20 protein-coding genes are annotated in these 19,286 nt (G+C 69.7%); 9 read left to right on the forward strand and 11 right to left on the reverse strand.

Annotated features, from left to right (window positions below; translation table 11 throughout):
- Positions 1 to 99 precede the first annotated feature (99 nt).
- The 6 genes from ACIRCZ_RS09100 to ACIRCZ_RS09125 all read left to right on the forward strand — a co-directional run bounded on the left by ACIRCZ_RS09100 (position 100) and on the right by ACIRCZ_RS09125 (position 6,636).
- Entirely contained in the window at positions 100 to 1,356 is a 1,257-nt protein-coding gene (locus ACIRCZ_RS09100) for an extracellular solute-binding protein (protein ID WP_402852080.1), read from the forward strand.
- 17 nt (positions 1,357 to 1,373) lie between these two features.
- Entirely contained in the window at positions 1,374 to 2,504 is a 1,131-nt protein-coding gene (locus ACIRCZ_RS09105) for a carbohydrate ABC transporter permease (protein WP_055898405.1), read from the forward strand.
- Positions 2,501 to 3,427, forward strand: coding sequence for a carbohydrate ABC transporter permease (locus tag ACIRCZ_RS09110; protein WP_055898402.1), 927 nt, complete (start codon positions 2,501 to 2,503; stop codon positions 3,425 to 3,427). Before ACIRCZ_RS09105 ends, ACIRCZ_RS09110 begins: the two co-directional genes overlap by 4 nt.
- On the forward strand, positions 3,424 to 4,176 hold the full coding sequence (locus tag ACIRCZ_RS09115; protein WP_402852084.1) for a Type 1 glutamine amidotransferase-like domain-containing protein: 753 nt from the start codon (positions 3,424 to 3,426) through the stop codon (positions 4,174 to 4,176). Before ACIRCZ_RS09110 ends, ACIRCZ_RS09115 begins: the two co-directional genes overlap by 4 nt.
- Positions 4,173 to 6,206, forward strand: a complete 2,034-nt coding sequence (locus tag ACIRCZ_RS09120) for a glycogen debranching N-terminal domain-containing protein (protein ID WP_321164266.1) — start codon at positions 4,173 to 4,175, stop codon at positions 6,204 to 6,206. The genes ACIRCZ_RS09115 and ACIRCZ_RS09120 overlap by 4 nt, the downstream gene beginning before the upstream one ends.
- A gap of 238 nt (positions 6,207 to 6,444) precedes the next feature.
- Complete coding sequence (locus tag ACIRCZ_RS09125) at positions 6,445 to 6,636, forward strand: hypothetical protein (protein ID WP_402852088.1); 192 nt, start codon at positions 6,445 to 6,447, stop codon at positions 6,634 to 6,636.
- Here the strand turns inward: ACIRCZ_RS09125 and ACIRCZ_RS09130 are convergent.
- On the reverse strand, positions 6,620 to 7,693 hold the full coding sequence (locus ACIRCZ_RS09130) for an NAD(P)-binding domain-containing protein (RefSeq protein ID WP_402852091.1): 1,074 nt from the start codon (positions 7,691 to 7,693) through the stop codon (positions 6,620 to 6,622). The genes ACIRCZ_RS09125 and ACIRCZ_RS09130 overlap by 17 nt on opposite strands.
- A gap of 146 nt (positions 7,694 to 7,839) precedes the next feature.
- Between ACIRCZ_RS09130 and ACIRCZ_RS09135 the strand changes: the two genes are divergently transcribed.
- The gene (locus ACIRCZ_RS09135; RefSeq protein ID WP_055898390.1) at positions 7,840 to 8,043 is read left to right on the forward strand and encodes a DUF3073 domain-containing protein; all 204 of its coding nucleotides are present in this window, start codon (positions 7,840 to 7,842) and stop codon (positions 8,041 to 8,043) included.
- Positions 8,044 to 8,152: 109 nt separating this feature from the next.
- On the opposite strand, the gene ACIRCZ_RS09140 is transcribed toward ACIRCZ_RS09135, so the two are convergent.
- The 4 genes from ACIRCZ_RS09140 to ACIRCZ_RS09155 are packed head-to-tail and all read right to left on the reverse strand — an operon-like array spanning position 8,153 to position 11,775.
- Positions 8,153 to 8,767, reverse strand: coding sequence for a response regulator transcription factor (locus ACIRCZ_RS09140; protein WP_055898386.1), 615 nt, complete (start codon positions 8,765 to 8,767; stop codon positions 8,153 to 8,155).
- Positions 8,764 to 10,023, reverse strand: coding sequence for a sensor histidine kinase (locus tag ACIRCZ_RS09145; RefSeq protein WP_402852096.1), 1,260 nt, complete (start codon positions 10,021 to 10,023; stop codon positions 8,764 to 8,766). Before ACIRCZ_RS09145 ends, ACIRCZ_RS09140 begins: the two co-directional genes overlap by 4 nt.
- A gap of 25 nt (positions 10,024 to 10,048) precedes the next feature.
- Positions 10,049 to 10,792 (reverse strand): ABC transporter permease, encoded by a 744-nt coding sequence (locus ACIRCZ_RS09150; protein ID WP_055898383.1) that lies wholly within the window; start codon positions 10,790 to 10,792, stop codon positions 10,049 to 10,051.
- Positions 10,789 to 11,775, reverse strand: coding sequence for an ABC transporter ATP-binding protein (locus tag ACIRCZ_RS09155; RefSeq protein ID WP_402852100.1), 987 nt, complete (start codon positions 11,773 to 11,775; stop codon positions 10,789 to 10,791). Before ACIRCZ_RS09155 ends, ACIRCZ_RS09150 begins: the two co-directional genes overlap by 4 nt.
- 157 nt (positions 11,776 to 11,932) lie before the next feature.
- Here ACIRCZ_RS09155 and ACIRCZ_RS09160 point away from each other — a divergent pair, with 157 nt between their 5' ends.
- Entirely contained in the window at positions 11,933 to 12,244 is a 312-nt protein-coding gene (locus ACIRCZ_RS09160) for a hypothetical protein (RefSeq protein ID WP_402852103.1), read from the forward strand.
- Here ACIRCZ_RS09160 and ACIRCZ_RS09165 read toward each other — a convergent pair.
- From ACIRCZ_RS09165 to ACIRCZ_RS09190, 6 genes are all read right to left on the reverse strand, one after another.
- Positions 12,211 to 12,789 (reverse strand): helix-turn-helix domain-containing protein, encoded by a 579-nt coding sequence (locus tag ACIRCZ_RS09165; protein WP_402852106.1) that lies wholly within the window; start codon positions 12,787 to 12,789, stop codon positions 12,211 to 12,213. The two genes, ACIRCZ_RS09160 and ACIRCZ_RS09165, sit on opposite strands and share 34 nt — an antisense overlap.
- Before the next feature lie 185 nt (positions 12,790 to 12,974).
- Positions 12,975 to 14,312, reverse strand: coding sequence for a Calx-beta domain-containing protein (locus ACIRCZ_RS09170; protein WP_402852109.1), 1,338 nt, complete (start codon positions 14,310 to 14,312; stop codon positions 12,975 to 12,977).
- A 71-nt stretch (positions 14,313 to 14,383) separates the two neighbouring features.
- The gene (purM, locus tag ACIRCZ_RS09175) at positions 14,384 to 15,505 is read right to left on the reverse strand and encodes a phosphoribosylformylglycinamidine cyclo-ligase (protein WP_402852112.1); all 1,122 of its coding nucleotides are present in this window, start codon (positions 15,503 to 15,505) and stop codon (positions 14,384 to 14,386) included.
- A 26-nt stretch (positions 15,506 to 15,531) separates the two neighbouring features.
- Positions 15,532 to 17,106 carry an amidophosphoribosyltransferase gene (purF, locus tag ACIRCZ_RS09180; RefSeq protein ID WP_402852115.1) on the reverse strand — a complete coding sequence of 525 codons (1,575 nt, stop codon included), beginning with the start codon at positions 17,104 to 17,106 and terminating at the stop codon, positions 15,532 to 15,534.
- A gap of 21 nt (positions 17,107 to 17,127) precedes the next feature.
- The gene (locus ACIRCZ_RS09185; RefSeq protein ID WP_402852118.1) at positions 17,128 to 17,514 is read right to left on the reverse strand and encodes a hypothetical protein; all 387 of its coding nucleotides are present in this window, start codon (positions 17,512 to 17,514) and stop codon (positions 17,128 to 17,130) included.
- A gap of 41 nt (positions 17,515 to 17,555) precedes the next feature.
- The gene (locus ACIRCZ_RS09190) at positions 17,556 to 17,912 is read right to left on the reverse strand and encodes a sterol carrier family protein (RefSeq protein ID WP_055898364.1); all 357 of its coding nucleotides are present in this window, start codon (positions 17,910 to 17,912) and stop codon (positions 17,556 to 17,558) included.
- Between the two features lie 33 nt (positions 17,913 to 17,945).
- Here ACIRCZ_RS09190 and purD point away from each other — a divergent pair, with 33 nt between their 5' ends.
- The gene (purD, locus tag ACIRCZ_RS09195; protein WP_055898361.1) at positions 17,946 to 19,205 is read left to right on the forward strand and encodes a phosphoribosylamine--glycine ligase; all 1,260 of its coding nucleotides are present in this window, start codon (positions 17,946 to 17,948) and stop codon (positions 19,203 to 19,205) included.
- The last annotated feature ends 81 nt before the right edge of the window (positions 19,206 to 19,286 follow it).

Genomic DNA, 19,286 nt, shown 5'->3' on the forward strand with positions numbered 1-19,286 from the left:
ACCGCACCGTTCGCACGAACGCTCTCCCCGCGCCCACGACTTCGCCGACGTAACCCCTGTGTGTCCGATGACGGGCACACTCACACCAAGGAGAAAACAATGCAACGACCAACACACCGGTGGCTCGCCGGCGGCGCTGTCGCCGTCGCGACCGCCCTTGCCCTCACCGCCTGCGGCTCCGGCTTCAGCGGCAGCGGGAGCAGCGACGGGGCTTCCGGCAAGCTCACGTCGTCCGACAAAGCTCTGACCGTCATGATCGGCTCGTCAGGCGACGCAGAGACCGCCGCGGTCAAGTCGGCCGTGTCCGACTGGTCCACGAGCGACGGCACCAAGGCGTCGGTGATCGCCGCCAGCGACCTCAACCAGCAGCTCTCGCAGGGCTTCGCGGCGAAGAAGCCTGCCGATGTCTTCTACCTGTCCACGGATGCGCTGGCCGGGTACGCGTCCAACGGCTCGCTCCTCGCGTACGGCGACCAGCTCTCCAACAAGAGCGACTTCTACCCGAGCCTGGTCAAGTCCTTCACATACGACGGCAAGTTCTACTGCGCGCCGAAGGACTTCTCCACGCTGCAGCTCATCATCAACACCGACATGTGGTCGGCTGCCGGCCTCACGGACAGCGACATCCCGAAGACGTGGGATCAGCTCCAGGCCGTCGCGAAGAAGCTGACTGGCGCCGGCCACGTCGGGCTCGGCATCTCCGGCGAGTACGCGCGCATCGGGTCGTTCATGACCCAGGCGGGCGGCAACCTGATGAACGAGGACAGCACCAAGGCGACCGCGAACAGCGACGCGAACGTCAAGGCGCTCGACTACGTGAAGACGCTCCTCAACGACGGCGACCTCAAGTACGCGAAGGACCTCGGCGCAGGCTGGGGCGGCGAGGCGTTCGGCAAGGGTCTCGCCGCGATGACCATCGAGGGCAACTGGATCACCGGCGCCCTCAAGTCGGACTTCCCGAACGTCAAGTACAAGGTCGCAGAGCTCCCAGAGGGTCCGGCGGGCAAGGGCACGCTGCAGTTCACCAACTGCTGGGGCATCGCAGCTGACAGCCCCAACCAGGCCGCAGCGCTGAAGCTCGTCGAGAAGCTGACCAGCAAGGACGACCAGCTCGCCTTCTCCAAGGCGTTCGGCCCGATGCCGTCGATCAAGTCGGCCGCAGACGCGTGGAAGTCGGCCAACCCCGAACTCGTCCCGTTCCTGAGCGCGGCGGATTACGCCAAGGGCGTTCCGACCGCCAAGGGTTCGGCCGACGTGGTCACCGACCTCAACAGCAAGCTGGAATCGCTGGCGACGGGTGACCCGAAGACGATCCTGGATGCGACGCAGAAGAACCTCGAAGCGCTCCTGAAGTAGCGGGAGAGCAGAGAACAATGTCGAAAACCACGAGTCGGTCTCGCCGTTCCGGAATCCGGCGCGGCGAGGCCGCCTCGGGGTGGTTGTTCACCGCCCCGGTCATCATCCTCCTGGGGGTCTTCCTCGTCGTCCCCGTGCTCATGGCACTGTGGGTGAGCTTCTCCGACTGGGGAGGCAGGGGCAGCCCCTTCTCCTCCGGCGTGAACTTCGTCGGCTTCGACAACTACTCGGCGATCCTCTCCGGGGGCGGGCTGGCCGAGCAGGACTTCGGCATGTCCCTGAAGAACAACGCCTGGTACGTGGTTCTCGTGGTCCCCATCCAGACGGCCGTCGCCCTCGGGCTGGCCGTGCTCGTCAACCGGGCGATCCTCCGCGGCCGCGGCTTCTTCCGCACCGCCTTCTACTTCCCCTCGGTCACCAGCTCCGTGGCGATCACGGTGCTCTGGCTGTTCCTGTTCAGCACCAGCGGCGCCGTCAACAAGGTGCTCTCCTGGTTCGGGATCAACGGACCCAACTGGTTCAACGACCCCAGCGGGATCGTCCACAACTTCCTCGCCCTGTTCGGCGTGAAGAACGGCCCGAGCGCTCTCACCCAGAACACCCTGCTCGGCGTCTCCTGGTGGGACTGGCTGGGCGGCCCGTCCGTCGCCATGACCGCGTTCGTCATCATGGCCGTCTTCACCACGAGCGGCACCTTCATGCTGCTCTTCATCGCCGCCCTGCAGAACCTCGGCGGCGACATCACGGAGGCCGCGATGATGGACGGCGCGAACGGCTGGCAGCGCTTCTGGCGCATCACGCTCCCGCAGCTCCGCCCGACCCTGTTCACGGTGCTCACCCTCGGGCTGATCGGCTGCTGGCAGGTCTTCGACGCCATCTACACCGGCACACGAGGCGCACCGGGCAAGACGACGCTGACCCCCGCGTTCCTTTCGTACAAGAGCTCGTTCATCGACCAGGACTGGGGACAGGGCGCGGCCATAGCGTTCATCCTGTTCGTCATCATCGTGGTCTTCACGATCTTCCAGCGCTGGGTGCTGCGCGAGCGCGGCGTCTCCAAGCGCCGGATGCGCCTCTACCAGCCGTCGATCACGGCGGCGGACGAAGCACGCACGGACAGCGCCGACAGCAAGGGAGCCCTCCGATGACCATCGGCCCCACCGCCTCCCAGACGGCGAACACCATCGCGGTCGGCGCGCTCGCCAACGCTCAGCCTCCCGTCAGCCCCCGCAGGCAGCGGTCGACCGGCGTCGTCGTGGCGTCGTCGATCACGTACGCGATCCTCGTCGTCCTCGCGATCATCTACATCGCACCGTTCCTCATCCAGCTCGCCACCTCGTTCAAGACGGATGCGGACGCCACAGCCAATCCGGTGTCGCTGATCCCGGAGACCTGGACGACCGCCGCGTACACGAAGCTGTTCATCAACTCCGACTTCCCCACCTGGTTCAAGAACTCGATCATCGTCACGCTGTTCGTCACAGCGGGACGCGTGTTCTTCAATTCGCTCGCCGGCTACGCTCTCGCCCGCCTGCACTTCCGGGGCCGTGGCGTGGTGTTCGCATCCCTCGTCGCCGTGATGTCCGTTCCCGTCGTCGTGCTGCTCATCCCGAAGTTCCTGGTGATCAACCAGCTCGGCATCTACGACTCGTACGCCGGCATGATCATCCCGCTGCTGACGGATGCGGCCGGCGTCTTCATCATGAAGAACTTCTTCGAGTCCATCCCCGCGAGCGTCGAGGAGCAGGCGCGCATCGACGGTGCGGGCACCTTCCGGGTGTTCTGGTCGATCGTGCTCCCGATGGCGCGCCCTGCGCTCATCACGATCATCATCCTGTCGTTCCAGGGTTCCTGGAACGAGCTGGCGCACTTCATCGTCTCGACGCAGGACCCGTCGCTGACCACCCTCACCAAGGGCGTCGCAGGGCTCGCGAGCGGGCAGCTCAGCCAGGGCAGCCAGTACCCGATCAAGCTCGCGGCTGCCGCCATCATGACCATCCCGGTCGCCGTGCTGTTCTTCGTCTTCCAGCGCCGCATCATGAACAGCAGCGAGGGGGCGGTGAAGGAGTGACCGCCGCCGAACCGACCATCGTCGCGACCTGCGGCGGCCTCATACCAGGAACCTGGACCGACGCCGCGTACGGCCCGCTGATCGAGCACGCGATCGAGCTCGCGCGCGTGTCGGGCCGGCGCCCGAGGGTCGTGCACGTCAACACCGCGGGCGGCGACCAGCGGCAGATCGAGGGGACCGAGCTCGAGGCAGCGCGTCTGGCAGGTGTCGACGCCGGCCACCTGCGCCTGTTCCCGCACCCGAATGTCGACGACGTGCGCGCGCACATCCTCTCCCAGGACGTGGTGTGGGTGAGCGGAGGCAGCCTCGTCAACCTCCTCGCGGTCTGGCGCGCCCACGGCCTGGATGCGGTCTTCCGCGAGGCCTGGCAGGCGGGCGTCGTGCTCGCGGGGGGCTCCGCCGGGGCGCTGTGCTGGCACAGCGGAGGCACGACAGCGTCCTTCGGCCCGCAGATCGACGCCGTTCCTGACGGCCTCGGCCTTCTCCCAGAGTCTCTCGGCGTCCACTACGACTCCGACCCGAACCGCAGGGTCGCCCACCGGGCGGCCGTGGCGGCAGGAACACTGCCGGAGGGCTACGCCCTCGACGAAGGGGTCGGCATCGTCTACGCCGGAACCAGCGTCGTCGACGTGATCGCCGAGCGTGCAGGCCAGTTCGCCTGGCGCGTCGAGCGCGACACCGAGAGCAGGATCACGCCACGCGTGCTCAGCACCACCATCACAGACAACCCCCACTCCGAGGAGGCGTGAACGCCACGATGACCCAGCCGCTCCAACCCCTACTGCACGACAGTGTCGTAGTACTTACCGCTCCCAGCCAGGCCTGGTCGACAGCGGACGGCACCGTCGACGGCCGGGGCATCCACGGCTTCTACCACTCGGATCTCCGGGTGCTCGGCGGCATCGGCCTCACCATCGACGGCGCTCTGCCAGAGCACATCGCGACAGGTTCTCCGGATGCGGCGACCGCCGTCTTCACCTCGCTCGCCCGCGCCATCGACGACCACACCGCCGACCCGCGCGTGCGCATCGACCGCACCAGGCAGGTCGTGGCCGGTTCGCTGGCCGAGACCATCACCGTGCGCAACGCCCTCGCCGAGCCCGTCCACCCCACCATCGAGGTCGCGCTGCGCGCCGACTTCAGCCCGATGCAGGTGGTGAAGGCCGGACTGAGCGGGAGCGAGCATCCCATCGCCGCGATCGCCACCTCTGACGGGGTGACGTTCACCTCCGGCGTCGTCACGGCGACGGTCGTCGCCCCCGCGTCGGAGGTGGCGGTCGACGACGTATCGGCGACCCTCACCTGGTCGGCCGAGATCCCCGCGCGCAGCGCCGCGACCTTCAGCTGGCGCATCGAGGTCGACGACCCGACCGCCGTGGTCGCCGGCGCAGAACCGTCGCCTGACTGGGCGTCCTTCACCGCGGCGACGGGCGACTCGCGCCTCGCCGCCTGGCTGCAGCGCGCCGTGGCCGACCTGCAGGCGCTCCGGATGTCCACCACCGACCGGCCGGAGGACGTCTTCCTCGCCGCCGGCGCCCCCTGGTTCTTCACCCTGTTCGGGCGCGACTCGATCTGGGCGGCCAGGATGCTGCTCCCGCTCGGCACGGACATCGCGGCGTCCACCCTCCGCGTCCTCGCCTCCATGCAGGGCACGCAGACCGTGAACGAGACGGCGGAGCAGCCGGGCAAGATCATGCACGAGCTGCGCCCTGCCGCGCTGACCATCCCCGGCGAGGGCGTCGTGCTGCCCCCGCTCTACTACGGCACCGTGGATGCGACCGCCCTGTGGATCACGCTGCTGCACGACGCGTGGAAGTGGGGCATGCCTGCCAGCGAGGTCGAAGCTCTCCTCCCCCACCTCGAAGCAGCACTCGCGTGGATGCGCGACTACGGCGACAGCGACGGCGACGGCTTCCTCGAATACGTCGACACCACGGGCCACGGCCTCGCCAACCAGGGCTGGAAGGACTCCGGCGACTCCATCCAGTGGCTCGACGGCACCCTCGCGGACGGCCCCATCGCTCTCTGCGAGGTGCAGGCGTACGCCTACGAGGCCGCTGTCGGCGGCGCCGAGCTGCTGGAGGCGTTCGGGCGAGAAGGCGCAGACGCGTGGCGCGCCTGGGCCGCCGACCTGAAGGAGCGGTTCGCCGCGTCGTTCTGGATCGACGACCCCGCCGGTGCGTACCCGGCGATCGCGCTCGACTCCGCCAAGCGCAAGGTCGACACGGTGACGAGCAACATCGGACACCTGCTCGGAACCGGCATCCTCACCGCAGAGCAGTCCGCGCTCGTCGCGCGACGCCTCGCCGGCCCCGAGCTGAACTCCGGGTACGGTCTGCGCACGATGTCGTCGGCATCGGGTGGATACTGGCCGCTCAGCTACCACGGCGGCTCCGTGTGGGCGCACGACACGGCCATCGTCGTCTCCGGGCTCGCCCGCGACGGTCACACCGCGGAGGCGGAGGCGCTGGCGAGCGGACTGCTCGCCGCAGCGGATGGCTTCGACTACCGTATGCCGGAGCTGCACTCCGGCGACGCGGCGACGGACACGGCGACGCCCATCCCGTACCCTGCGGCCTGTCGCCCGCAGGCCTGGTCGGCCGCTGCCGCGGTCGCGGTGCTCGGCGCGCGCCTCGGGCTGCGCGCGGACGCGCAGGCCGGCACGCTCGACGTCGCACCGGTTCCCGGCGTCGGCACCATGGCGGTCTCCGGCCTCCGGTTCGCCGGTGAGCCTGTGGCCATCTCGGTCGACGACGCAGGCGCCGTGACCAGGAGCTGAGCACTCCGCTCCCCCTGTCGAGTGGCCAGGAGGCGCCGCGCATCCCCCATCGCGCGCGGCGGCTCCTGGCCACTTCTCTGTCGGCGCGAAGGCGCCCCGCTCGCCCACGGGCTGTCTCACGAGCCCACCTTCGGCACGCTGCTGCTGTTCCTCGCCCTGTTCGCCTCGGTGTGGTGGTCGTGGGTCAATCTGACCTTCACCGCCAACGTCACCCCGGAGCTGACCAGGCGCGCGCTCGGTGCTGCGCTGGGCGATCTCTGCCGTCGCGCTTCCCCTCATCCTGATCGGCGTCGCGCTTGTCGCGCCAGCCGCGGTGAGCACGCTGCTGGCGGTGCTGGTCCTCGGGTTCGTGGTGGCGTCGTCCGAGCGTTCGACCAGGCGACAGACAGGACAGGCAGCAGCGGGAGCCGACCCTACAGCTGCGCCATGATCTGCCTGGCGATCACGCGCCCTGCCCGGTTGGCGCCGATGGTGCTCGCCTGCGGCCCGTATCCCGCGAGGAAGATGCGCGGGTCCTGCCACGACGCTCCGGAGGCGACGGTCAAGCCGCCGGACTTCTCGCGCAGCTTCAGCGGGGCCAGGTGACGCAGCTCCGGCCGGAACCCCGTCGCCCAGACGATCGCGTCCGCCCGCGTGAAAGAACCGTCCTGCCAGCGCACGCCGTCGCGCTCGATCGCGGCGAACATGGGACGTTCGACGAGCAGCCCGCGCTCGATCCCCGCAGCGATGCGCCGGGTGCGCGGCACGCCGGTGCCGCTCACGATGCTGGGGAGCGCCCCGCCTGCGCGCGCGGCAGCATCCTGCGCTGCGACGGCCGCGACGCCGCCCTCGATGGTCAACTCTGACTCGTCCTTGAACTCGACGGGCCTGCGGGTCGCCCACGCAACCTCTGCCGCGACGTTCTCGAGCTCCAGCAGGAAGCCGATCGCCGACGTCCCGCCGCCGACGACCACCACGGACTGCCCGGCGAACTCCTCGGCCGCGAGGTAGCCGGACGTGTGCACATGCCGCCCGGCGAAGTCGTTCATCCCCGGGTAGTACGGCACGAATGGCGCACCCCAGGTTCCGGATGCGTTCACCACCATCCGCGCGCCCGTCTCGCCGTTCGTGTGCTGCACGATCAGGTCGGCTCCCCGGTCGAACACGCTCGTCACGGTGACAGGCCGCTGCACGTTGAGCTCGAAGTGCTCCTCGTACCGGCGGTAGTACCCGGCGACGATGTCCTTGGCGGGGAGGGACCTGTCCGCGGTCTCGAAGCTGATGCCGAGCTCCGCCATGCCGGGCAGATCGTTGACGTGATGGGCACTGCCGAGCTTGAGTGCATCCCACCGGTGCTGCCACGCGCCGCCCGTGACGGGACCGCGGTCGAACACGATGAAATCGGTGCCGGGAGTGAGCTCGAACCGGCGAAGATAGTATGCGACAGCGAGGCCTGCCTGGCCAGCGCCGATGATCGCCACCTGAGTGTCGGTCCTCGTCGTTGTCACGCGCCAATCCCATCATGTCTCGCTGTGCGCAAACTAAGGGGCACTCAGGTCCCACATGCTAAACTAGACGCTAGTTTTCACTGTTCCTGTTCGGATTCCCGGGTGGCTCATCTCCCACCCGGCCTGGCACCGTAAGGGGGTCACGCATGGGGCGCGGCCGTCAAAAGGCAAAGCACACCAAGATCGCGCGCGAGCTGAAGTCTTTCAGCCCGAACGTGAACTACGACGCGCTCGAACGTGAGCTGACGGGGCATTCTCACAACGACGAGCAGTACGAGAAGTGGGCGGACTACGAGCCGGAGGGCTACAAGGACGACTACGAGGACGAGGAGACGCCGAAGCGCGCTTGACGCTTCTTCCGGCACTCGGTTCCTGTTGCATGCCTGACGCTCACGCTGACGCTGTCGCTGAAGCTGTCGGGTCGAGGCGTTTTCGCGCGCGCCCGGCCGCCTGATCCGGTTAGAGCCAGCCCTGCGATGCGGCGATCGTCGCCGCCTCCGAGCGGTTGCGCGCTCCCGTCTTGCCGATCGCGCTCGACAGGTGGTTGCGCACCGTGCCCTCGCTGAGGTGCAGCTCTCTGGCGATGTCCGTGATGCTTCCTCCGCGCCCGGCGACCGAGAGCACCTCGGTCTCCCGCGGTGTGAGAGGCGACGTCCCTGATGCGAGCGATTCCGCGGCGAGCGTCGGGTCGACGACCCGCAGCCCCTGCGCCACCCTGCGCACCGCATCCGCGAGCTGCCCTGACGGGGTGTCCTTGACCACGAACCCCGATGCGCCCGCCTCCATCGCCCTCCGCAGGTAGCCGGGGCGTCCGAACGTCGTGACGATCAGCGAACGGCATGACGGGAACTCGGAGCGCAGCGCCGCTGCGGCCTGGATGCCGTCCATGCCCGGCATCTCGACGTCGAGGAGCGCGACCTGCGCTGAGGAGGCTCTGGCCGCATCCACCACGTCGTCGCCGCGTCCCACCTGGGCGACGACCGTCAGGTCCGGTTCGAGATCGAGGAGGGCCGCGAGGGCGCCGCGCACGAGCGCCTGGTCGTCGGCAAGCAGCAGCCGGATGGGGTCGGTCACGCGTCCGCCTTCCGCACCGTGAGACGCACCCCGCCGCGGGGGCTCGCGCTGACGAGCACCCGCGCTCCGACCTCGCGAGCGCGGACGATCAGGCCGTCGAGGCCGTTGCCGCGTGCCCTGGTAAGAGCGGTGTCCGCGAACGGGCCTCCGTCTCCGGTGCCCCGGCCGTTCGCTGCGCCGCGGGCCGGCTCCGTGGTCCGGCTGTCCCCTGCTCCGATGCCGCCGCCCCTACCGAGACCGACGATGCCCACAGCGCCGACCGCGGCCATCCCCCGGCCGTCGTCGTCGATCTGCAGCATGTCGCTCGTCACGGTGACCCAGCAGTTGCGCGAGCCGGAGTGCCTGATCACGTTGGTGACGCCCTCTCGCAGCACCCAGCCGAACAGTTCCCGCAGCTCGGGGTCCACACCGTCGCCGTTGCGGGGCAGGTGCGCTTCGATGTCCGCTGCTGCGAGCGCCGCCTGAGCCGCAGCGAGCTCTGTCGAGAGGCTCATCTCGCGGTAGCCTGCGACCGCGGCGCGCAGGTCGGCGAGGGCGGAGCGGCTGAGTCGTTCGATGTCCGCGATCTCCTCCTCCGCCTTCGCAGGGTCGATGGCGACCAGGCGGCGGGCCAGCTCCGACTTCACCGTCACGACGGTGAGAGAGTGGCCGAGGACGTCGTGCATGTCGCGGGAGAAGCGGGCCCGCTCCTCGATCACGGCCAGCCTGGCGATCTCGCCCTGCGCCTGCCGCAGCGCCCGCAGCGACTCGATCTGGCGGGAGAACGCTGCCATCATCACGCCGATCGACACCGTCACGAGTGCGATGAACCAGTTGTCGTCGAACGACCCGTCGATGGCGATCGCGATCAGCTGGCCGAGCCCGATGGCCGCGATGATCACGATGGCGGTCCGCGTGCTGCGCAGGAGCATCCCCGCCGCGCAGGCGACGTAGACCCAGGTCCACGTCGTCGCCACCCCGATGAACGGGAACAGCAGGCAGGTGAACGCGAAGTACACCGCGATGCCCGTGACGCGCACCGACTCCCGCTCCCACCAGAGCAGCGGCGGCAGGAGCAGGAAGCCGAGGTAGACGACGATCAGGACGGCGGTGGCCGTCACCTTCGTGGCGAGCGCGCCGGCCGACGACCACAGACCGATCAGGACGGAGATCTGGTAGAGCAGGCCGACGACGGCGCCGGGGTACCAGCGGCGGGCCGACATGTGGGTGAGGCGTGGGACGACGCCCAGCGGCCGACCGTTCTCTGTGCTCTGCACGCTCACCAGCCTAGGCCGCGCGCCGTCAGCTGCGCGAAGCATCCCGCCGGTACCTCCAGATGATGAACGCGCCGAGCACGATCGTCCACCCGGCCAGCACGAGCGCCGGAGTCAGGACGTCGCCGCTCTGGTGAGCACCCATCTGGCCGATCCGGTTGAGCCAGTACGACGGCACGATCTGCGCCACGTTCGCGACCCAGGCCGGGAAGATCTGCAGCGGCACCCACAGGCCGCCGAGCACGGCCATGCCCATGAACACCGCCATGAACAGCGGCTGCGCGAACTCCGGCTTGGCGAACTGCCCGATCAGGATGCCGAGCAGCGCGAACGGGATCACCCCGCACCAGATGCCGAGGCCGGCAGTGAGCCAGTTCCCGAACGCGAGCGGCGGGTGGAACAGCAGTTCGGACACGGTGAAGATCACGACGATCGACACCAGAGCCATCAGCATGGCCGTGATCACTTTCGAGACCAGATAGCCGGTGCCGGTCAGCGGTGTGATGCGCAGCTGCCTGTTCCAGCCGATGGAGCGCTCCGTGACGATGTTGAACGCCTGGGACAGCGCCGCCATCATCCCGCCGTAGCTGGCCACCTGGATGGTCGTGACGACGATCCACGGCAGTTTGGTGACGGGATCGACCTGCCCGCTGCCGCCGAAGCTGCCGCCGAAGGCGACCAGCATGATCAGCGGGACGGCCAGGGTGAAGATCATCGAGCGGGCGTTCTTGAGCTGGCGGAAGGATTCCAGCCCGAGGTAGGCGATGCTCATCGGAGTGCTCCGTTCGTGATGGTGGTGTCTGAGGCGGCTGCGGTGTCTGCGGCGGCTGCGGTGTCGGTGGATGCGCCGCCTGCCGCCCCTTCTGTGAGGGCGAGGAAGGCGTCGTCCATGGTGTGCGCCGTCACCTCGATGTCGTGCACGTCGGTGTGGGCGGCGAGGAGCGCGCGCAGGGTGGCGTCGGAGTCGTCGCTGACGATGGCGACCTGCCCTGCACGGTGGTCGAGCGAGCGGACGCCGGGGAGGCGGCTGAGCGCATCCCGTGCGTCGTCCGTCCAGGCGAAGTCGATGGATGCGCGGATGCGCCTGCCGGAGACGACGGCCTTGACCTCGTTGGGTGTGCCGTCCGCCACCACGATCCCCTCGGACAGCATCACGATGCGGTCGGCGTACGTGTCGGCCTCATCGAGGTAGTGGGTGGCGAACACGACCGTGCGGCCCTCGTCGGTGAACTCGCGCATCGACTGCCAGAAGGTGCGCCTCGCCTCCACGTCCATGGCGGCGGTCGGCTCGTCGAGGAACAGCAGGTCCGGGTTCGAGACGACGGCGACCGCGAACCGCGCCCGCTGCATCTGCCCGCCGGACAGCTTGCTGACCCTCTGCTTGGCGATCTCGGTGCACCGTGCGCGTTCGAGGGCCTCCTCGACGCTCAGCGGATGCTTGTGCGCTGCGGCGACGAGGGCGACGGACTGCGCGACGGTGAGGGTCGGCAGGAGAGCCCCGCCCTGCAGCATCGCGCCGACGCGCCCTGCCTCGATCGCCGCCCGCGGATTCTCGCCGAACAGGGCGGCGGTGCCGGAGGTCGGATGCGCGAGCCCGAGCGCGAGGTCTATGGTGGTCGACTTCCCCGCACCGTTCGGGCCGAGCAGTGCGACGACCTCGCCAGGCGCGATGCTGAGGCTGACGCCGTTGACGGCCTGCAACGAGCCGAATGACTTCCGCAGGTCGGTGAGCTGGATGGCTGGTGTCTGATTCACCCTCTCAGCCTGGCGGGGCGAAAACGCGGTCGCGCAGAGCGGATGTCAGGGATGGCGGGTGACATTTGTCACGGGAAAGAGGTCGGCGGCGAGCAGAAGATACGACTCGCGGCCGTCGGGGAGAGCGATCGAATCCTCGCCGTAGACCCGGTACGCGATGTCCACCAGGGTTTCCGCGTCGGTGATGCGAACCAGGCAGATTCCGCTCCGCTGCCATCTCCGCTATCACCGCGCCGACATCGGGGCGCGGCAGGTAGACGGCATCGATGTCGGTCGTCACTCGGACGGCGTCGTCGTCTCCGTAGCGGAGCGCCATCGCCGCGCCACCGACGATCCGGATGTGCCCCGTGACACCACGCTCGCTCAGTCGTCTGGTCAGTTCATCCAGCAACTCGGCGACCTGGGCGCGGTCGAGTTCATTCTCGTCGCGACGCCTCATGCGCAACTCAGTGAGCGCTCGTCGATGTAGATGTTGAGATCACGCAGCCTCTGGGGCGTCGTCTCCCTGGCGCGTTGACGGAGAGAGTCGAACTGAGAGACATACCAGCGACGGGGGAGCTTCTGCGGCTTCGTCCAGGAGGGTCGGCGGTCCTCCGGCAGCGCATCCTCGTACATGGCGCGGAGGAACTGCTCCCATCGAGGATCGGAGAGCTGCGACGGCCGGGCGTTCAACTCTCGGTCCGTCAGCGCCTCCGGATGCTGCGCGACCATCTTCGCGGCCTGTGTGATCAGCCTCAACGCGAAGGCTGTGTCTCCGTCGGCGAGAGCTTCCGCCACCGAATCCGTGACCCTGGCAGGGGCATAGCGCGAGTACGGCGATTCCACAGCCTGGTCGACGACGAGCTGACGATCCATTGCTCGGAGAGCGCGCCGAAGAGTGTCGAGCTGGATCCGGCCTTCGCGCTCGGATCTCTCCATCTGGGAGACCGCCCCGGCCGTGACACCCAAGCGCTCGCCCAGCTCGTGGCCGGTCAGTCCGAGCTGTGCGCGCGTCGTGCGGATCAGATCAGTCATGCGTCAATTATAGCTGTAGCTATATTCAAGGCAATGTCCGCAGGCCGTCGCAACCACGGCGCCGGGTCGTTGTCCGCGTGCTGAAAGGCGCAGGAGCGGCCGGAGGGGTAGCCCAGCGGACGCCGTCACAGCGTCGAAGCAGCGGACTCGAATCGCGCTCCGCCCTCCCGGGCTCGGCCGAACCGTCAGAAGCGCGCCTCGCGCGACCCGCCGAACCGCACCAGCCCCACGACGCCGAGGATGCCGCCCGCCGTCAGCAGGGCGGCGCCGATCAGCATCGCGAGGTCCTGCGCCCCTGCGGCGGGGGCCGGGCTCGTCGGGTCGAGCGCAGGCAGGAGCGAGTCTCCGCCTGGGCCGCCGGTGCGCGACACCCCGGTGGCGAGGGCGCCCGAGGGGGTGCCTGGGACGGCGGGCAGCGTGATCGTGGCCGAGGCCGCATCCACGGTGGTCGTGGCGCGCTGCAGCAGCACGAAGAACGTGGAAGCCGGCGACCCTGCGGCCCGGGCGTGCAGCTGGACGTCGATGGCGGCTGTGGTCTGGCCCTCGCGGAAGGTGAGGCTGCCCGTGGTCGCGGTGTAATCGGCGCCGGCGATGGCGGTGCCGTCCGCTGTCGTGAAGTCGACCGTCGCTCCGCCTGCTCCGGATGCGCGGCTCACGGTCACGGTCGCGGTGCGTCCGTCGGCCGCGAGCGAGGTGGCGGTCACGCCGAGCGCGCCCGTCCCTGTGCTCACCGTGAGGGGCGCCGAGCCGGCGGAGGCGCGGAGGGAGGCGCCAGGAGCCGGCGTATACCGGGCCGTGACGGTGTGGTCGCCTGGCGGCGGAGCGGGGAGGTCGGCACGCGCGATGCCGAACGCGCCGACGGCCGCGTCCACCGGGCTGGCCCCGTCGATGGAGAAGCTGACTGTTCCGTCTGCGGGGGCGGAGAGGAACAGTCGGCCGACCGCGGCGGTCAGCGTGACCGTCGAACCCGCCGCGGCGAAGGACGGAGCGGAGAGCGCCGTCGTCGTGACCGTCGCGCAGGACGGGACGTCGCCGTCGATAGTGGCGGTCGCGCCGCCGAGACGCCACGTGGCGGACGGGACAGCGCGGCCGTCCAGCGTCAGCGACCAGACCGCGTGGTGCTCTCCCGACTCGAAGTTGGTGGGCTGACCGCGGTCCGCCGCGCCAGGGACGATCGCGTTGGCGCTGGCGGAGGCGGCGAGGCGCACGGTGTCCTGCGCCGTGCTGCGGTAGCCGAGGAGCACGGTGCGCGCGGTGAGCGAGGAGCTGATGGGCGCATCCACGATGCAGTCGACGATGGGGGTGAGCGTGCCGGCGGGAACAGTGGATGCGACGGGATCAGCGGATGCGGCGGGGCCGGCGGACGGGGTGGGCGACGGACTCGCGGTCGGCGCCGCGGTCGCCTGGGCCGCGTCGGCCGAGGTCGCCGTGACGGCCTGCACGAGCACTCCGGCGCCGCTCACCGCGACGACGAGTCCGGCAACACCGAGCATCCTTCGGATACTGGAATACTTGGCGGCCACGCGCCAACTCTAGCCGTTGGGGGCCGACCGCCGCGTCTACCAGAACGGGTGACGCGCCATCCGCCGCGCGGTCAGCTCGCGTAGGAGCCGACGAGGCGCACCGCGCCGCCGTCCACGCCCTTCGCGCCCTGCTCGAAGCCGGTGAGGTCGCGCTCCGACATCGACACCGTTCCGACGCGCCAGGCCGGGATGCCGTCGTCCTCGATCGCCCTGATGACCTGGTCGGCGGTCTGCGCCGCGACGACCGCGAGCATCCCGATGCCGAGGTTCCAGGTGCCCTCGCTCGACTCCAGGCTGGCGCCGGCCAGGTCGCTCAGGATGCGGAACACCGGGCTGGGCGACCAGCTCGCGCGGTCCACCTCCACCCAGGAGCCGACGGGGAGGACGCGCGCCAGGTTCGCCGCGATACCTCCGCCGGTGACGTGGCTCAGGGAGTGCACGGCGCCGCCGAGCGACGGCTCGCCGAGGACCCGCAGCAGCGGAGCGGTGTAGAGGCGGGTCGGCTCCAGCAGAGCCTCTCCGACCGTGCCGCCGAACGCATCCGAGTGGTCGGTGAAGCCGATGCTGTTCTTCGCCAGGATGTGACGGACGAGCGAGAAGCCGTTGGAGTGCAGCCCGGACGACGCGAGCGCGATGACCACGTCGCCGTCCTGCACCAGTTCAGCACCGAGCACGGCGTTGGCCTCGACAGCGCCGACGGCAGCGCCGGCCACGTCGTAGTCGTCCGGCCCAAGGAGTCCCGGGTGCTCTGCCGTCTCGCCGCCGACGAGCGCGGTGCCCGTCGCTTCGCAGGCGCGGGCGATCCCGGCGACGATGTCGGCGATGCGCGACGGCATCACCTTTCCGCAGGCGATGTAGTCGGTCATGAACAGCGGCTTGGCGCCAACCACCACGATGTCGTCGACCACCATGCCGACCAGATCCTGGCCGATGGTGTCGTGCTTGTCGATGGCCTGCGCGATCGCGACCTTGGTGCCGACGCCGTCGGTCGAGGTGGCCAGCAGCGGGCGGTCGAACATCTTCAGCGACGACACGTCGAACAGCCCGGCGAACCCGCCGACACCGCCCAGCACGTTGGGGCCGTGGGTGCGGGACACCGCCGCCTTCATCAGCTCGACAGCGAGGTCACCTGCTGCGGTGTCGACACCGGCTTCGGCGTATGAGGCGGACGTGGATGCTGGCTGATCGGTCACGGGTCAATCGTAACGGGGGTGGACCGCTACTCCTTGCGCCCCGGGTCGCCGAACGACGGCAGCAGCACGCTCTCGAACTCCGCGTCCGGTCCAGGGTCGCAGCCGTCTGCCGCAGCGCCCTCTCCCTCGCCGCGCGGAGCCTCCGGACGTTCGAGCAGGTTCTTGCCGAGGTGGTGCGCATCCGGGAGCTCGATCGGGTACACCCCGGTGAAGCAGGCGGTGCAGAGGCGCTCGCGCGGCTGCTCCGTCGAGGCGATCATGCCGTCCTCGGAGAGGTAGCCGAGGCTGTCCGCGCCGATGGACTGGCGCACCTCGTCCACCCCGAGCCCTGTCGCGATGAGCTCTGCGCGCGAGGCGAAGTCGATGCCGTAGAAGCACGGCCAGGTGATGGGAGGGCTGGAGATGCGCACGTGCACCTCGGCCGCCCCCGCCTCGCGGAGCATCGAGACGAGCGCGCGCTGCGTGTTGCCGCGCACGATCGAGTCGTCGACGACCACCAGGCGCTTGCCCTTGATGACCTCTTTGAGCGGGTTCAGCTTGAGCTTGATGCCGCGCTGGCGGATGGTCTGCGACGGCTGGATGAAGGTGCGGCCGACGTACGAGTTCTTCACGAGCCCCTGGCCGAACGGGATGCCGGACGCCTGCGCGTATCCGATGGCGGCCGGGGTGCCGGACTCGGGGGTCGGGATGACCAGGTCGGCCTCGACGGCGTGCTCGCGCGCGAGCTGGCGGCCCATCTCGACGCGGGCCTCGTGGACGCCGCGGCCGGCGATGGTCGTGTCAGGGCGCGCGAGGTAGACGTATTCGAACACGCAGCCCGCGCGCTTCTCCTCGGCGAAGCGCTGGCTGCGGAGGCCGTTCTCGTCGATCGCGATGAGCTCGCCAGGCTCGACTTCGCGCACGAAGCTCGCGCCGACGATGTCGAGGGCCGCCGTCTCCGATGCGACCACCCAGCCGCGCTCCAGCCGGCCCAGCACCAGAGGGCGGACGCCCTGCGGGTCGCGGGCGGCGTAGAGGGTGTGCTCGTCCATGTAGACCAGGCAGAACGCCCCGCGCAGACGGGGAAGGACCTCGAGGGACGTCGCCTCGAGCGTGTGGTCGAGGTCGCCGGTGAGCAGCGCGGTGACCACGGCGGTGTCCGTCGTGTTGCCGCGGGACAGTTCGCCGTCGTGCTCCGGGTATCGGTCGTGGACGAGCTGCATCAGCTCGGCCGTGTTGGTCAGGTTGCCGTTGTGGCCGAGCGCGACCGTGCCGCTGGAGGTGCGGCCGAGCGTCGGCTGCGCGTTCTGCCAGCTGGATGCGCCCGTGGTCGAGTAGCGCGTGTGGCCGACGGCGATGTGGCCGGTCAGCGAGTTCAGCGCGTTCTCGTTGAACACCTGCGAGACGAGACCCATGTCTTTGTAGATGAGGATCTTCGAGCCGTCGCTGGTGGCGATGCCCGCGGACTCCTGGCCGCGGTGCTGCAGCGCGTAGAGGCCGAAGTAGCTGAGTTTGGCGACTTCCTCGCCTGGCGCCCAGACACCGAAGACGCCGCAGGCATCCTGCGGACCCTTCTCGCCGGGAAGTAGATCGTGACTGAGAAGACCGTCGCCTCCGGACAAACCGGAACCCCCTTCAGGGTGTTAGCTCTCGATGGATGTGCTCGTGCCTGGTGCGCTGCCGTCCGCCGGCCGCTCGGCCGGCTTCTCGGCCGGCTGCTCGCCGAGGGTGACGCGCACGTCGATTCTATCCGCCTGGACGGTGCGCGCCCGACGGTTCGTCGCCCGGTCGACCAGCAGGGCGACGACCGCCCCGATGGTCACCCCGACGGCCACGCCGATCGCCAGCAGGAAGCCGAAGACGCTCCCGCGGTCGTACGTCGGGTTCGCCGGGAACGCGAACGTGAGAATCAGCGCGACGATCGCGAACAGGATCGCGCCGACCAGCATGAACCGGAAGTATCGCGGCGACCGCCGCACGAGCACCGAGCTCTCGGTGACCGTGGTCTGTTCGTCGTTCTCCTGGCTCATGCATCCATTGTCCCTCACCTTTTCTGTGAGGTCGGAACGCTTCAGAAGCGCAGCGGGAGGAGCCCGTCGAGGGATGCGCGCTGGCCGGACGCGTGCACGGCGCCGGACGCCAGCGCGTCCTCCCACGGCGTCGCTCCGCTCGCCAGCGCGAGCCAGGTCGGCGCGTCCATCTCCACCACGTTCGGCGGCGTTCCCCTGGTGTGCCGGGGGCCGGGGATGCACTGGGTCGCCCCGAACGGCGGCACACGCACCTCCACGGTGTTGCCTGGCGCGCGCTCGGCGAGGAGCTGCAGCAGGTAGCGCACGGCCATCGCGGTGGTGTTGCGGTCCGCTCCGCCCGCGAGCGCCGCACGAACGGCAGGGCCGCCCTCCGCATCCTGGATCTTCGCTCTGGCCATCCCCATATCCTCTCAGCCTCTACCATTGGTCGCGTGAAGATTCTGGTCCTGGGTTCCGGTGCTCGCGAGCACGCCATCGTCACGTCGCTGCTGAGCGAGGAGGCCGAGCACCGGATCGTCGTCGCCCCAGGCAACGCCGGGATCGCGGCCGATGTCGCCGTCGAGCCAGGGCTCGACCCGCTCGACGGCCAGGCCGTCACCGAGTACGCGATCGAGAACGGCATCGAACTCGTGGTGATCGGGCCGGAGGCCCCCCTCGTCGCCGGCGTCGCGGACCCGCTTCGCACGCGCGGCATCCCGGTGTTCGGGCCTGGCAAGGTCGCGGCGCAGCTCGAAGGGTCGAAGACGTTCGCCAAGCGGATCATGGATGCGGCGGGCGTTCCCACGGGCCGTGCGGTCCGCGCATCCACGCTGGTGGAGGCGGAAGAAGCGCTCGACGCGTTCGGCGCCCCGTACGTGGTGAAGGCGGACGGGCTCGCGGCGGGCAAGGGCGTGCTGGTGACCTCCGACCGGGATGCGGCCGTCGAGCACGCCGCGCACTGGCTGGCCCACGGCAGCGTGCTGATCGAGGAGTTCCTCGACGGCCAGGAGGTGTCCCTGTTCCTGGTGAGCGACGGGCACACCGTGCTGCCGCTGTCGCCTGCGCAGGACTACAAGCGGCTGCTCGACGGGGATGCCGGGCCGAACACCGGTGGCATGGGCGCGTACTCGCCGCTGCCGTGGCTTCCGGAGAACTTCGTCGACGAGGTCATCGACACCGTCGCCCTGCCGACCGTGCGCGAGCTGGCGAAGGAGCAGACGCCGTTCATCGGACTGCTCTACTGCGGCCTCATCATGACCAGCCGCGGCATCCGGGTGATCGAGTTCAACGCGCGCTTCGGCGACCCGGAGACGCAGGTCGTGCTCCCCCGGCTGGTGACGCCACTGTCCACGCTGCTTTTCGCGGCGGCGACCGGCGCGCTGGCCGGTGTTCCGCGTCCGGAGTTCGCGCTCGACACGGCGGTGACGGTCGTGCTGGCCAGCGAGGGCTACCCGGAGGCTCCGCAGACCGGTCGCCCGATCACCGGGCTGGATGCGGCAGCGGCGGTCCCCGAGGTGACCATCGCGCACGCGGCGACTGCCCGCGACGAGGCGACGGGCGCGCTGCTCGCGACCGGCGGACGCGTCCTCAGCGTCGTCGCCCGCGGCACCACGTTCGCCGAGGCGCGCGCCCGCGCGTACGAGGCGGTCGAGCTCATCGACCTCCCCGGCTCCCACTACCGCACCGATATCGCCGCCCGCGTCGCCGACTGACCCCGCGCCGCGCCCCGCTCCCCCACGCCATCGAGCCGGGAGTTGTGCACGCCCGGCGCCGGCGTGTCGCGTGCACAAGTC

The sequence above is a fragment of the Leifsonia sp. NPDC102414 genome, from assembly GCF_044765685.1.
Taxonomy (GTDB): Bacteria; Actinomycetota; Actinomycetes; order Actinomycetales; family Microbacteriaceae; genus Leifsonia.